Genomic DNA, 12,387 nt, shown 5'->3' on the forward strand with positions numbered 1-12,387 from the left:
TGGTCAGTGGGTCGCGATGGGGGCGAGGACGGCGCCGGTGACCTTGACCAGGTCGTCGGGGGCGAGCTCGATCTGCAGGCCGCGCCGGCCGCCCGAGACGTACATCGTGGACAGTCCGGACGCCGAGGCGTCGATGACGATCGGGAGCCGGGAGCGCTGGCCGACGGGGGAGATGCCGCCGGTCACGTAGCCGGTGGCGCGTTCGGCGGCGGCGGGCTCGGCCATCGCGGCGCGTTTGCCGCCGACGGCGGCGGCCAGGGCCTTCAGGTCCAGGGACGCGGAGACGGGCACGACACCGACCGTGAGCTGCCCGTCGACGGTGGTGACGAGGGTCTTGAAGAGGCGGTCGGGCGCGACGCCGAGGGCGGCCGCGGCGGCCTCGCCGTAGGAGGCGGCCCGGGGGTCGACCTCATACGTGTGTGGAGTGAACACGATCTTCTGCCGCGCCAACAGTGCGGTCGCCGGGGTGCCCTTGCTCGCCACTGGCCCACAATAGCGAGATGCAGATCGGTGCCGTCCAGATGTACCTGGGCTTCGGGCACATCTTCCTGGGCGCCACCAGCGGCCGGGACATGTCCGTGTTCGACGGCGACGGGCCGATCACGGCGACGGACCGGCACGTGCGGGTGGCGGCCAGGCCGCAGGTCGGGCTGGTCAGGGTCAGGCTGTGGCAGGGGGCGGGGCCGCGGGTCGGGCGGCTGGTGTTCGACGGGGTGCTGGACCTGCCGGACGCGCGGTTCTGCGTGGAGGAGGCGACGGGGCTGTCGCGGTTCGTGACGAAGGTCAGCTCGGTGGAGCCGCGGGTGCTCGTCGCCGTCGACGACCCGGGGCACGCGTCGCGGATCGACGTGGTGCTGGAGCCGGAGTTCGTGCCGCGCAGCGCGCAGGTGTGGACGTCGGGCGATCCGCCGTTCCCGAAGCTGACGGTCGCGCCGACCGCGCCGCGGCACCGGGCGGACGTGTTCGCCGACGCGCTCGCCGGGCACGACTTCCCGCGGCGGCGGCTGGCGGCGGCGCTGACGGTGATGGCGGAGGAGCGGCGGGTCCGGGGGTCGGAGCAGATCGTCGCGTTCTTCATCAACGACGTCGTCGAGTGGCTGCGGTGGCTGCACGAGCGCGTGACGTGGGACATGTGCCGGGAGTCGGGGCGGATGCTCACGGAGCAGCTGGGCCGCCGCCCGCCTGAGGACCTCGCCGACGACGTCCTCATCGACCTCCAGCGGCGCCTGGGGCAGCAGCTCTACTGAACGACGGGCCGCAGCAGGAGCACGGCGGGGGCGCCGGCGACCCTGGTCAGCGCGATCACCGCGGGCCGGGTGCCGGACAGGCGCAGCGACCTGCGCAGCTCCTCCACGTCCAGTGCCGAGCCGCGTTTCAGGATCGTCAGGGAGCCGACGTCGAGGGCGCGCAGCGCCGCCCGGAGTCGCTTCAGGGCCACCGGCAGCTGGTCGAGCACCTCGTAGCAGCGCCCGAACGGGGTCGGCACGGCGGAGGCGGTGTAGACGTAGGCGATGGTCGGGTCGGCGAGGGCGCCGTCGACCGTGGCGGCGAACTCGGCGACGAGATGCGACCGCACCACCGCCCCGTCCGGGTCATACACGAAATTTCCGACCTGTCCGACGGGTGCGGCGGTCGTGCCGGAACCGGTCAGCGAGCAGACCTGTGCACCCTGGAACAGGGTCGCGCGGCGGGGAGCGGCCGCGAGGGGGCCGCACCAGGCGGCGGCCTCGACCACGTCACCGTCGACCGAGACCCATTCTCCTTCCGCGCCGGGCGGCAGCAGCGCGTGGTCGATGCCGGGCGCGAGCTTCAGCACCGTCATCGGCACCCGCGCCGCCAGGCCGACCACGAAGTCCCACGGCGGCGAGTAGGCGCGGGGGTCGAACACCCGCCGCCCGCCGGACGTGCGCCTGGCGGGGTCGCAGAACACGGCGTCCACCTCGTCGAGGGGCACCTCGGTCGCGTCGCGGGCCTCCACCAGTACACCGGCCGCCAACCCCAACGCGTGGACGTTGGCCGACGCCGTCGAGGCCGTCTCCGGCGAGGCGTCGACCGCGTGCACGCGCAGCCCGGCGCGGGCGAAGGCGATCGTGTCGGCACCGATGCCGCAGCCGAGGTCGGCGACCCGGGTGGCGCCCGCGGCGGCGAGCCGGGCCGCTCGCCGGGCCGCGACGGGAGCCCTGGTCGCCTGTTCGAGGCCGGCGCGGGTGAAGTGCATCACCGCCGCGTCGGCGCCGAACTTCGCGACCGCCTTGCGCCGCAGCGCCACCTGGGTGAGCGCGGCGGCGGCGAGGTCGGGTGGGAAGCCGGCCGCCCGCAGCGCCGATGCGGCGGCGAGCGGGTCGCCGTCAGGGAGTGCGGCCGCGGCCTGGATCGCCTGTTCGAGCATGCGTCTATGAAATCCCTAGGATGCCCCCGGCCTTGCCGAGGCTCTTGCGAACCTTGAAGGTATAGCTGTCGCCGGCGTTCGACGAACCGTGCACGAGCCAGTAGTCGCCCTTGTCCTCCTTGGGCTGGCTCTCGGTCCAGTTCGGCGGCGCCTTCTTGCCGCCGTAGCTGCTGGCGATCGACTGGCTGGAGTAGCTGGCCATCCGGGCGGTGTTGCCGTTGTACCAGGCGTTGATGAAGCTCTGCACGTAGCTGGACGCGTCCGACGGATACTCGGTCTTCTCGATGACGACGTCGGTGATGGCCTGCGGCTTGCCCAGGTTGTGCTCGTCGATCGTGACCTGGAGCTGGTCGCCGTGGTCGTTGCGCAGGACGCACTCGGAGCCGTCCTTCTTCACGTACTTCCAGTTGTGGTCGGCGCCCTTCTCGATGTACTGGAAGTTGGACACGGCGCCGCTGCTCGCGAGCTGCTTGATCCGGTTCATGTCGTTCTTGGTCCAGGCGGACACGGCGGCCTGGCAGTAGCCCTTGGCGTCACCCGGATAGGTGGGTCCGGCGGCGCTCTTGTCCGCGACCGGATCCTGGGTGCCGCCGGTCCCGCCGGTGCCCCCGGTGCCGCCACCGCCGGGCGACGCCGAGGCGCCGCCGGGGCCCTCGCCGAACTCGGCCGAGTTCGAGGGGCCGTTGCTGGCCTCCGCGGCAACGTCGCCGCCGTCCTTCTTGCCGCAGGCGGCGAGGGACCCCATGGCCAGGGTCGCGACGATCAACGTGCCGAGCAGCCTCTTCATACAGGTGAGCGTAGATCGGTATGCGATGTCCGGCCGCTGTCCGTCGCGTAGCCGACGACGGGTGAATTCGTGGCGTGTTTGGCACTCTCCTTGACGGAGTGCTAGCCAGCGACATAACCTCCGATTAGCACCCTCGACATGAGAGTGCCAGCCAACCGGCTGGAGCCGGCACCCGCGACGACGGCTTCACCGGGCACTCGATAGCGTAAGAAATCGATACCCCAGGAGGGTATGCCCGTGACTACCGCGACGAAGGTTGCGATCAAGCCGCTCGAGGACCGCATCCTGGTCCAGGCCAACGAGGCTGAGACGACCACCGCCTCGGGCATCGTCATCCCGGACACCGCCAAGGAGAAGCCCCAGGAGGGCACCGTCCAGGCTGTGGGCCCCGGTCGCATCGACGACAAGGGCAACCGGGTCCCGATCGACGTCAAGGTCGGCGACACCGTCATCTACTCGAAGTACGGCGGCACCGAGGTCAAGTGGGGCGGCCAGGAGTACCTCGTGCTCTCCGCCCGTGACGTCCTCGCGGTCATCGAGAAGTGACCCAGACCAAGTAGATCAGTGGCCACCGCCCCGGACCCGTGCGCAGGAGCGCTGCGGCCGGGGCGGTGTCGCTTTGAAGGGACATCACACGCATGGCGAAGATCCTGAGCTTCTCCGACGATGCGCGGCACCTGCTGGAGCATGGCGTCAACCACCTGGCCGACACGGTCAAGGTCACGCTCGGCCCGCGCGGTCGCAACGTCGTCCTGGACAAGAAGTTCGGTGCCCCGACGATCACCAACGACGGCGTGACGATCGCGAAAGAGATCGAGCTCGCCAACCCCTATGAGAACCTCGGCGCCCAGCTGGTCAAAGAGGTCGCCACCAAGACCAACGACGTCGCCGGCGACGGCACCACCACCGCCACCGTGCTGGCCCAGGCGCTGGTCCGCGAGGGCCTGCGCAACGTGACCGCCGGCACCAACCCGGCGGGCATCAAGCGCGGCATCGACCAGGCGACGGCCGCCGTCGTCAAGGCGCTCAAGGACAAGGCGACCCCGGTCGCCAGCCACACCGAGATCGCCCAGGTCGCCACCATCTCCGCGCAGGATGCCACCATCGGCGACCTGATCGCCTCCGCGATGGAGCGCGTCGGCCGCGACGGCGTCATCACGGTCGAGGAGGGCTCGACCCTCACGACCGAGCTCGAGGTCACCGAGGGCATGCAGTTCGACAAGGGCTACATCTCCCCGCACTTCGTGACCGACGTGGAGTCGCAGGAGGCGGTGCTCGAGGACACCTACGTCCTCGTCACCACCCAGAAGATCGCCGCCATCGAGGAGCTGCTGCCGCTGCTGGAGCAGATCGTCAAGGACAACAAGCCGCTGCTGATCATCGCCGAGGACGTCGAGGGCCAGGCCCTGTCGACCCTGGTGGTCAACGCCATCCGCAAGACCTTCAAGGTCGTCGCGGTCAAGGCGCCCGGCTTCGGCGACCGGCGCAAGGCGATGCTCCAGGACATCTCGATCCTCACCGGTGCCGAGCTCGTCGCCCCCGAGCTGGGCTACAAGCTCGAGTCGGTCGGCACCGAGGTCCTCGGCAAGGCCCGGCGCGTCGTCGTGGGCAAGGAGCTCACCACGATCGTCGACGGCGCCGGCGAGCAGAGCGAGGTCTCCGCGCGGGTCGAGCAGCTCCGCAAGGAGATCGAGGCCTCCGACTCCGACTGGGACAAGGAGAAGCTCAACGAGCGGGTCGCCAAGCTCGCCGGTGGGGTCGCGGTCATCAAGGCCGGCGCCGCCACCGAGGTCGAGATGAAGGAGCGCAAGCACCGCATCGAGGACGCGATCTCCGCGACCAAGGCGGCGGTCCAGGAGGGCATCGTCCCCGGCGGCGGCGCCGCCCTGGCCCAGGTGCTCCCGGTCCTCGACGGCGACCTCGGCCTGACCGGCGACGAGAAGGTCGGCGTCTCGATCGTGCGCAAGGCGCTCGTCGAGCCGCTGCGCTGGATCGCGCAGAACGCGGGCTTCGACGGTTACGTCGTCGTCGGCAAGGTCGCCGCGCTCGACTTCGGCCACGGCCTCGACGCCGCCACCGGCGAATACGTCGACCTGGTCAAGTCCGGCATCGTCGACCCGGTGAAGGTGACCCACAGCGCGGTCTCCAACGCCGCCTCGATCGCCGGCCTGCTGCTCACGACCGAGAGCCTGGTCGTGGACAAGCCGGTCGCCCCCGAGCCCGCCGCCGCCGGTGGCGGTCACGGCCACGGGCACGGCCACGGCCACTCGCACGGCCCGGGCTTCTGAGTTCCGAGCGTCGGAAGAAGGGCCCGGTCCTGTGACCGGGCCCTTCTTCCTTATGGATCGATTACCGCCCTTGGTGGGTGGTGGTGCGCGGCGCAGACTGGAGCCGTGCTCAGCAAACGGAACGGCGCGCTCGCCGGCATGGCCGCCGCAGGGGCGGCGCTCGGCGTCGCCGAGGTCGTCTCGATCCTGACCGGCGCGACCACCTCCCCGCTCGTTTCCGTCGGCGGGGTCGTGATCGACGCGGTGCCCGCACCCGTGAAGGACTTCGCGGTCGCGGTCTTCTACACGTACGACAAGATCGCGCTGCAGGCCGGGACGCTGCTGATCCTCGCCGTCTTCGCGGCCGTCGTCGGGATCCTGTCACTGCGCCGGATGATGTACGGGTATGCCGGCATCGGCCTGTTCGCCGTGATCGGCGTCCTGGCGGCGATGACCCGCCACGACGCGCCCTGGTACGCGTTCGTGCCGGCGGTCGCCGGGGCGCTCGCCGGCGCGGGGGTGCTGCGGTGGCTGCTGGTCCGGCCGCCGATCGAGTCGTATGAGCAGCGCCGCTTCTTCCTGCGCGCCGCCGGTGGCACGCTCGCCGCCGCGTTCGTCGCCGGCTTCACCGCCCGCTGGTGGGCGACCCGCCGCGACGTCGAGGCCGACCGCGCGGCCGTGCGCGTCCCGGTCGTGCCCGACGCCGCCACGCCGTTGCCGGCGGAGGCCGACGCCAACCTGCCGGACCTGGCCCCGTTCGTGACGCCGAACAAGGACTTCTACCTCATCGACACCACCCTCGTCGTGCCGCAGGTGTCGCCGGAGGACTGGACGCTGCGCATCCACGGCCGGGTCGAGAAGCCGCTCACCCTCACCTTCGACGAGCTGCTCAAGCGGCCGATGATCGAGCGGTACGTGACGCTCGCCTGCGTCTCCAACGACGTCGGCGGCGGCCTGATCGGCAACGCGAAGTGGCAGGGCGTGCGGATCGCCGACCTCCTCGACGAGGTCCGGCCGAAGGCCGGCGCCGACCAGGTGGTCAGCAGGTCCGTCGACGGGTGGACCGCCGGCACCCCGACCGCGCTGCTGCGCGACGGGCGGGACGCGATGCTCGCGATCGCGATGAACGGCGAACCGCTCCCGATCGAGCACGGATTTCCCGTTCGGATGGTGGTGCCCGGCCTGTACGGCTACGTATCGGCCACGAAATGGCTCGCCGAGCTGGAACTGACGTCGTTCGCCGACTTCGACGCGTACTGGATCAATCGCGGCTGGGCCCGGAAAGGGCCGATCAAGACACAGTCGCGGATCGACACGCCCCGCGACGGCGGCCGGCCCGCGGCCGGCCAGGTCGTCATCGCCGGGGTCGCCTGGGCCCAGCACCGCGGCATCTCCAAGGTCGAGGTCCGCGTCGACGACGGCCCCTGGCAGCAGGCGAAGCTCGCCGCCGTGCCGTCGATCGACACCTGGCGGCAGTGGACGCTGCCGTGGACCGCGACGCCCGGCAAGCACCGGCTGACCGTCCGCGCCACCGACAACGGCGGCGACACCCAGACAGACGCCGTGGCGCCGCCGGACCCCGACGGCGCCACCGGATGGCACTCGGTGCAGGTCGAGGTGCGCTGACCTGCCCATGTCCGCCGGCGCGGCGGCCGGCGGCTCGTACTTGGAGACTCGATCCCCGCCGTTACCGGGCGGCGGGGCGGGCGCGGTCGGTGCCGGCGCGGCGCCGCTGGGCCGGCACGCTGGGCGCCGGGTGGGTGCGGATCGTGCGCAGCTGGATGGGCGGCGGCGAAGGACGCAGCCCGAGCTTCGCCTCCAGACGCGACACGTCGACCTTCTCCTGGCCCCGCACGGCGCAGTCCTCCCAGCCGACGGCCAGCAGCCGCAGGCGCTCGCCCTCGCTGAAGCCGCCCCACACGCCGTACGGCTCGCGGGTCGCCAGGGCCTGCGCGGCGCACTGCGCCCGGACCGGGCACGCCCGGCACACGTTCTTCGCCGCCGCCTCTCGCCGGCCGCGCGACGCGCCACGCTCGCCGTCCGGGTGGAAGAACTGCGCGCTGTCCCGCCCGCGACACAGGCCGAGACGCTGCCAGTCCCACATGTCCGCGATCGGGCCGGGCAGTCGAGTCACATTCGTCATTCGCCCCTCCTTCCTAGCTTGCGGGCCGGAATTCGCGAGTGGCACAAACCTTGTACAACGCGCGAGACCGCCGCAGGTAACGGGATGTCGTCGGTCAATTTCTCGTAGGCCAATCGCGGCGAAACCACGTCTAGATCTCGCCATTTCGTGTTTCTCTCTTTGAGAGAGAGGAGCACGACGGTGCGTACGATTTTGGTGTGTGTGCGAACACAGGTCGCGGCACAGACGGTCGCCGCAGCCGCGGCCAGGCTCGGAGTGGCACACGCGGTGCGGACCGCCGTCACGATGGTCGAGGCCCTGGCCCGTCTGAGTGAGCAGCCCGCGGACCTGGTGCTGGCCGACCCGACCCTCGCCCGGCCCGACAGCGCGGAGTTCTCCCGCCGCGTCCTGGCGGTGTCGCCGGGCTCGACGGTGGTCTTCTTCGGCACGGAGGAGCCGCGCGCGGCGGCGGCGGCGATCGCGGCCGGCGCCAGGGCGGTCATCCGGGTCGACACGGCGGACCCGGTCACGACGCTCGCCAAGGCGGTGCTGCTGGTGCTGAGCCAGGTCGGCCGCGGCAGCAACGGTGAGCCGGTCCTGCCCGCGCGGGTCGGCACGCCGGCCCAGACGCCCGGCGGGATGCTTCCGGCGGGCCGGGGGCTGCCCGGTGCGGCGAGGACGGCGGTCGGGGTGCCCAACGCGCGCATCGTGGGCGCCGGCGTGCCGCAGCAGCGCGGCGACATGCCCGGCGAAGCGCCGCGGCGGCGCGTCGAGCTCACCGAGCGCGAGCTGCAGGTGCTGCGCGGCATGGCGGACGGCAAGAGCAACGCCGAGATCGGCCGGGAGCTCTTCGTCTCCGAGGACACGGTCAAGACGCACGCTCGCCGGCTGTTCCGGAAACTGGGAGCACGCGACCGGGCACACGCCGTAGCGGCGGCCTTCCGTGCCGGGTTGGTGAGCTAGCGTCGCGTGCCATGCCGCGTCGGTACCCCGCGCGCGGCAAACCTAAACGAAGGTCCCCAGGGACTCAGCCTTCGTTGTCGTCCGTGGCGCTCGCGAGTGCGTCGTGGACCCCGTCAGCGTAACCCCGCGCGTACTCCCATGTGACGTAATGGTCCGGGTCCGGGTCGAAAGCCGGCTCGTGCACCCGCGGCCGGCCCGACGTGAGCAGGTGCTTCAGGTTTCCCCGCAGCAGGTCCCAGTCGAAGTAATGCGGCTCGTGGCAGTCCTCACACTCGATGACGAGCCCACGGACACCGATCGCCGTGAGCAGCGCCTGGTAGATCTCGAGGTCGGCAAGGTCCTCGAGAACGTCCTGGCGCTCGGCGGCGGTCAACGGGTCGTCGGCACCGCTGTCGTCGAGCTCGGCCGAAGGATCGGCCGGGTCACCGGCGAACGGGTCGATGGGCTCTTCGTGCACGCCTCAACGGTAGCCCTAATACCGGCATGTGTGGGGCTCGGTGTGCGGAGCGGTAGTAAGCCAGGGCACGTCCGGCTATGGCGGAGGGGGTGCGCCGTCGGGGCGGAAGTACGATGAGACGCACCCGCCGGAGACCGAGAGCTGGGATGCGCTTCATGGAATTCTCGCCGCGACCTGACGTGCTGTCACGCCCTTCCGGCAGCTCCGAGCTGCCTTTGGGCCTGACCTTCGACGACGTGCTGCTGCTTCCGGGCGAGTCGGACGTCGTGCCGAGCGCCGTCGACACGTCGAGCCACGTCACCCGCAACATCACCCTGCGCATCCCGCTGGTCTCCAGCGCGATGGACACGGTGACCGAGGCCAGGATGGCGATCGCCATGGCGCGCCAGGGCGGCATCGGCACGCTGCACCGCAACCTGTCGATCGACGACCAGGCGCAGCAGGTCGACCTGGTGAAGCGGTCCGAGGCCGGGATGGTCACCAACCCGGTGACCTGCTCGCCCGACGACACCCTCGGCGAGGTCGACAAGCTCTGCGGGCGATACCGGATCTCCGGCGTCCCGGTCGTCGACGGCGCCGGCCAGCTCGTCGGCATCGTCACCAACCGCGACATGCGCTTCGTGTCCGATCCGGCGACGCCCGTCCGCGACATCATGACCGTCACCCCGCTCTACACGGCGCTGGTCGGGGTCAGCAAGGACGAGGCCCGCGCGCTGCTGCGCAAGCACAAGGTCGAGAAGCTGCCGATCGTCGACAGCTCCGGCAAGCTCCGCGGCCTCATCACGGTCAAGGACTTCTCCAAGAGCGAGAAGTTCCCGCACTCCACCAAGGACGACGCCGGCCGCCTGCGGGTCGCCGCCGCCGTCGGGGTCGGCGACGACTCCTACAAGCGCGCCCGCACCCTCATCGAGGCCGGGCTCGACATCGTCATGGTCGACACCGCGCACGGGCACAACCGGCAGGTCGTCGAGATGGTCGCCCGGCTGAAGAAGGAGACCACCGTCGACGTCGTCGGCGGCAACGTCGCCACGTATGCCGGCGCGAAGGCCCTCGCCGAGGCGGGCGCCGACGCGGTCAAGGTGGGCGTCGGTCCCGGCTCCATCTGCACCACCCGGGTCGTCGCGGGTGTCGGCGTGCCGCAGATCACCGCGATCATGGAGGCCGCCCGGGCCTGCGCGCCGCTCGGCGTGCCGGTCATCGGCGACGGTGGCATGCAGTATTCCGGCGACATCGCCAAGGCGATCGTGGCCGGCGCCAGCACCGTCATGCTCGGCAGCCTCCTCGCCGGCTGCGAGGAGAGCCCCGGCGACCTGATCTTCATCAACGGCAAGCAGTTCAAGTCCTACCGGGGCATGGGCTCGCTCGGCGCGATGCAGTCCCGCGGCCAGGCCCGGTCCTACTCCAAGGACCGCTACTTCCAGGACGACGTCCTGTCCGACGACAAGCTCGTCCCCGAGGGCATCGAGGGCCAGGTGCCCTACCGTGGCCCCCTCGCCGCGGTCGCCCACCAGCTCGTCGGCGGGCTGCGCTCCGGCATGGGCTTCGTCGGCGCCGCCACCGTCCCCGACATGCACGAGCGGGGCCAGCTCATCCGGATCACCGCGGCCGGGCTCAAGGAGAGCCACCCGCACGACATCCAGATGACCGTCGAGGCACCCAACTACCACTCGCGGTAGACACCCCTAGCAGGGCTTAACAATGGCAGGAGCGGCAAATGCGTGACGTGGTCGAGATCGGGCTGAGCAAGAGCGCCCGGCGTGGCTACCACCTGGACGACATCGCGATCGTCCCGACACGGCGCACCCGTGACGTCGATGACGTGTCGACCAACTGGCAGCTCGACGCGTATCCGTTCAAGATCCCGTGCGTGGCGCACCCCTCCGACGCCATCATGAGCCCGGCGACCGCCGTCGAGCTCGGCCGCCTCGGCGGGCTCGGCGTGCTCAACGTCGAGGGCCTCTGGACCCGCTACAGCGACCCGAGCAAGATCCTGGAGGAGCTGTCCGGGCTGGACGACGACTCCCGGGCCACCAGGCGCCTCCAGGAGGTGTACGCGGAGCCCATCAAGCCCGAGCTCATCGGCGAGCGGGTCAAGGAGATCCGCGACGGCGGCGTCACGGTCGCCGTCCGCGTCTCCCCGCAGCACACCCTCGCCCTCGCGCCCGTCATCCTCGACGCCGGCGTCGACCTGCTGGTCATCCAGGGCACCCTCGTCTCCGCCGAGCACGTGTCGACGACCGACGAGCCGCTGAACCTCAAGGAGTTCATCGCCGACCTGGACCTGCCGGTCATCGTCGGCGGCTGCACCAACTACCAGACCGCGCTGCACCTCATGCGCACCGGCGCGGCCGGCGTGATCGTCGGCATCGGCGCCGACGAGTGGTCGACGACCGACCGGGTCCTCGGCATCCGCGTCCCGATGGCCACCGCCATCGCCGACGCCGCCGACGCCCGCCGCGACTACCTCGACGAGACCGGCGGCCGGTATGTCCACATCATCGCCGACGGCAACCTGCAGACGTCCGGGGACATCGCCAAGGCGCTCGGCTGCGGCGCCGACGCCGTCATGGTCGGCGAGCCCCTGTCGCGCAGCGGGTCCGCCCCGGCCGGCGGCGCCTGGTGGCACTCCGCCGCCAGCCACCCGAAGCTGCCCCGCGGCTCGTTCGGCTCCGCGGAGGAGTCCCTCGGCGACCTCGAGAAGGTCCTGTACGGCCCGTCCGAGGACCCCGACGGCGTACTCAACCTGTTCGGCGGCCTCCGGCGCGCGATGGCCAAGTGCGGCTACCGCGACCTGAAGGAGTTCCAGAAGGTCGGCCTGGTCCTCGACCGCTGACCGGCGCGCGACGCCTGACGGCCCGGCCCCCGCCTCGGGGTCCGGGCCGTTTCGCATCCCCCCGGGAGCGCCCGGCTCCCATGACCCGGAAGAGGCCGCACGAGGTCTTCCGGATCACGCGAGAAGGTCAGCGGGGAGGGGCAGCGGGGAGGGTCAGCGGGGGAGGGCCTGCTGGAGCTCGGCCCGCAGCGCCGGGGTGAGCATCTCGCCGGCCTGCTTGGCCAGGCGGGCCATCTCGTAGCCGACGACGCCGATGTCCGCCTCGCGGCCGGCGAGCACGGCCAGGATCGAGCCGTCGCGGATCGTCATGACCAGGAAGAAGCCCTGGCCCATCTCGACCACGGTCTGCTTGACCTCGTCACCGTCGAAGATGCGGGCGGCGCCGCTGGTGACGCTCACCAGACCCGACGTGACGGCGGCCAGCTGGTCCGCGCTGTCGCGCGGCAGATGGTCCGACACGGCGACCAACAGGCCGTCGGAGGACACCACCACCGCGTGCGCGATGCCCGGCACCCGTTCGGTGAAGGCGTTGATCAACCAGCTCAGGTCCCGTGCTTGTTGGCTCAGGG

At 71.3% G+C, this 12,387-nt stretch carries 12 protein-coding genes and 1 pseudogene; 7 read left to right on the forward strand and 6 right to left on the reverse strand.

What is annotated here, in order from left to right; all coding sequences use genetic code 11:
- Nucleotides 1–3: 3 nt before the first annotated feature.
- Nucleotides 4–483, reverse strand: coding sequence for a Cys-tRNA(Pro) deacylase (gene ybaK / locus AB0I21_RS00470; RefSeq protein WP_354890841.1), 480 nt, complete (start codon nt 481–483; stop codon nt 4–6).
- 17 nt (nt 484–500) lie between these two features.
- Between ybaK and AB0I21_RS00475 the strand changes: the two genes are divergently transcribed.
- Nucleotides 501–1,247, forward strand: coding sequence for a hypothetical protein (locus AB0I21_RS00475; protein WP_344501794.1), 747 nt, complete (start codon nt 501–503; stop codon nt 1,245–1,247).
- On the opposite strand, the gene AB0I21_RS00480 is transcribed toward AB0I21_RS00475, so the two are convergent.
- Nucleotides 1,241–2,389, reverse strand: a complete 1,149-nt coding sequence (locus AB0I21_RS00480; RefSeq protein WP_360557941.1) for a class I SAM-dependent methyltransferase — start codon at nt 2,387–2,389, stop codon at nt 1,241–1,243. The two genes, AB0I21_RS00475 and AB0I21_RS00480, sit on opposite strands and share 7 nt — an antisense overlap.
- A 4-nt stretch (nt 2,390–2,393) precedes the next feature.
- Nucleotides 2,394–3,176 carry a hypothetical protein gene (locus AB0I21_RS00485; RefSeq protein WP_360557943.1) on the reverse strand — a complete coding sequence of 261 codons (783 nt, stop codon included), beginning with the start codon at nt 3,174–3,176 and terminating at the stop codon, nt 2,394–2,396.
- 231 nt (nt 3,177–3,407) lie between these two features.
- Here AB0I21_RS00485 and groES point away from each other — a divergent pair, with 231 nt between their 5' ends.
- The 3 genes from groES to AB0I21_RS00500 all read left to right on the forward strand — a co-directional run bounded on the left by groES (nt 3,408) and on the right by AB0I21_RS00500 (nt 7,069).
- Complete coding sequence (gene groES, locus AB0I21_RS00490; RefSeq protein WP_203845131.1) at nt 3,408–3,722, forward strand: co-chaperone GroES; 315 nt, start codon at nt 3,408–3,410, stop codon at nt 3,720–3,722.
- Between the two features lie 92 nt (nt 3,723–3,814).
- Nucleotides 3,815–5,464 (forward strand): chaperonin GroEL, encoded by a 1,650-nt coding sequence (gene groL, locus AB0I21_RS00495; RefSeq protein ID WP_360557945.1) that lies wholly within the window; start codon nt 3,815–3,817, stop codon nt 5,462–5,464.
- Between the two features lie 138 nt (nt 5,465–5,602).
- A complete protein-coding gene (locus tag AB0I21_RS00500; protein WP_360558112.1) occupies nt 5,603–7,069 on the forward strand; it encodes a molybdopterin-dependent oxidoreductase in 1,467 nt (488 codons plus the stop codon).
- Nucleotides 7,070–7,247: 178 nt separating this feature from the next.
- On the opposite strand, the pseudogene AB0I21_RS00505 reads toward AB0I21_RS00500, so the two are convergent.
- Nucleotides 7,248–7,586, reverse strand: a pseudogene (locus tag AB0I21_RS00505) (WhiB family transcriptional regulator); the annotation flags it as partial.
- Nucleotides 7,587–7,766: 180 nt separating this feature from the next.
- Here AB0I21_RS00505 and AB0I21_RS00510 point away from each other — a divergent pair.
- Nucleotides 7,767–8,528: a LuxR C-terminal-related transcriptional regulator gene (locus AB0I21_RS00510; RefSeq protein ID WP_360557947.1), complete on the forward strand. Its 762-nt coding sequence runs from the start codon at nt 7,767–7,769 to the stop codon at nt 8,526–8,528.
- Nucleotides 8,529–8,592: 64 nt separating this feature from the next.
- Here AB0I21_RS00510 and AB0I21_RS00515 read toward each other — a convergent pair whose 3' ends face one another.
- Nucleotides 8,593–8,985, reverse strand: coding sequence for a DUF5319 domain-containing protein (locus AB0I21_RS00515; protein WP_327008183.1), 393 nt, complete (start codon nt 8,983–8,985; stop codon nt 8,593–8,595).
- 155 nt (nt 8,986–9,140) lie between these two features.
- Between AB0I21_RS00515 and guaB the strand changes: the two genes are divergently transcribed.
- A complete protein-coding gene (gene guaB / locus AB0I21_RS00520; protein WP_360558114.1) occupies nt 9,141–10,661 on the forward strand; it encodes an IMP dehydrogenase in 1,521 nt (506 codons plus the stop codon).
- Between the two features lie 38 nt (nt 10,662–10,699).
- Complete coding sequence (locus AB0I21_RS00525) at nt 10,700–11,818, forward strand: GuaB3 family IMP dehydrogenase-related protein (protein WP_360557949.1); 1,119 nt, start codon at nt 10,700–10,702, stop codon at nt 11,816–11,818.
- Nucleotides 11,819–11,971: 153 nt separating this feature from the next.
- Here AB0I21_RS00525 and AB0I21_RS00530 read toward each other — a convergent pair whose 3' ends face one another.
- Complete coding sequence (locus AB0I21_RS00530) at nt 11,972–12,385, reverse strand: roadblock/LC7 domain-containing protein (RefSeq protein WP_344501915.1); 414 nt, start codon at nt 12,383–12,385, stop codon at nt 11,972–11,974.
- Nucleotides 12,386–12,387 lie beyond the last annotated feature (2 nt).

The organism is Dactylosporangium sp. NPDC050588, assembly GCF_040654975.1.
GTDB lineage: Bacteria > Actinomycetota > Actinomycetes > Mycobacteriales > Micromonosporaceae > Dactylosporangium > Dactylosporangium maewongense.